This window comes from Streptomyces sp. NPDC002888, from assembly GCF_042888465.1.
In the GTDB taxonomy this organism is placed as follows: Bacteria; Actinomycetota; Actinomycetes; order Streptomycetales; family Streptomycetaceae; genus Streptomyces.
In genome coordinates, this window is sequence record NZ_JBIAPU010000071.1 from 1 (window position 1) to 1,041 (window position 1,041).

Annotated in this window: 1 protein-coding gene and 1 pseudogene; both read right to left on the minus strand. The window is 72.4% G+C overall.

Translation table 11 applies throughout. The features are described 5' to 3' along the window. Window positions 1-386 (minus strand): annotated as a pseudogene (locus ACFYWX_RS47755) (aldolase); the annotation flags it as partial. A gap of 4 nt (window positions 387-390) precedes the next feature. After that, window positions 391-1,041: PfkB family carbohydrate kinase (locus ACFYWX_RS47760; RefSeq protein WP_389431815.1), on the minus strand; the 651-nt coding region annotated here is incomplete at its 5' end.

Sequence of the window (1,041 nt, forward strand, 5' to 3'; positions counted from 1 at the left end):
TCGTAGCCGGTGAACCGGTCGTCGATCTCGAAGACCGAACCCGCCAGCCCCGCCCGGTTCATCGAACCGAAGACACTCTTGCCGTCGAGAACCCCGAGCAGGAGCAGGTCCTCCAGGATGTCGGCGGTGCCGAGGACACCCGTCACGCCCGGTCGCTCCAGCGCGACGCACATCCTTTCGAGCAGCTCGAAGCGGTCGGCCATCGCGGACGGATCGTCGCCCACCGCGTTGGCGCCGCGCGCCGGGTGGTCGGCGGCGATGATCATCGCCTTGCCGTGCTCGCCGAGCAGCGAGGTCGCCCTGACGCGCCGGGCGGCCGCCGCCGCTATGGCACCGGGGTCCTTGACCCTGGCGTCCACGATCCGGCTCACCTTGTCGGACTGCACTGCCTCACACCTCTCGGGTTGCTTCGTCGTGGGGGGTTTCGCCGTGCTGGGCGTGGCTCGCGGTGGCGAGCTTCGCCTCCACCTCGGTCTCGGTCGGCATGGCGTCGGAGCAGGCCAGCTCGCCGGCGACCAGGGCGCCCGCCGCGTTGGCGAACGACACGGTGCGGCGGGTGTCCCACCCGGACAGCAGACCGTGGCAGAGCGCCCCGCCGAAGGCGTCACCGGCGCCGAGGCCGTTGACGACGTCCACCGGGACCGGTGGGATCTCGGCGGCCGAGCCGTCCCGGCCCACCGCCAGCACCCCCTTCGGTCCCTGCTTCACCACCGCCAGCTCGACCCCCGCCGCGAGCAGCGCCTTCGCCGCCGTATACGGCTCACGCTCACCGGTGGCGACCTCGCACTCGTCGACGTTGCCGACCGCGACCGTCGTATGGCGCAGCGCCTCGGCGTAGTACGTACGGGCCTCGGACGGGTCTGCCCAGAACATCGGCCGCCAGTCCAGGTCGAACACCGTCGGCCCCGTCTTCGCCCGGTGCGCCAGCGCGGCCAGCGTGGCCGAGCGGCTCGGCTCCTCGCTCAGCCCCGTCCCGGTGACCCAGAAGACGCGTGCGTCGCGCACCGCGTCCAGATCCAGCTCCCCGGCGTCGATGTCCAG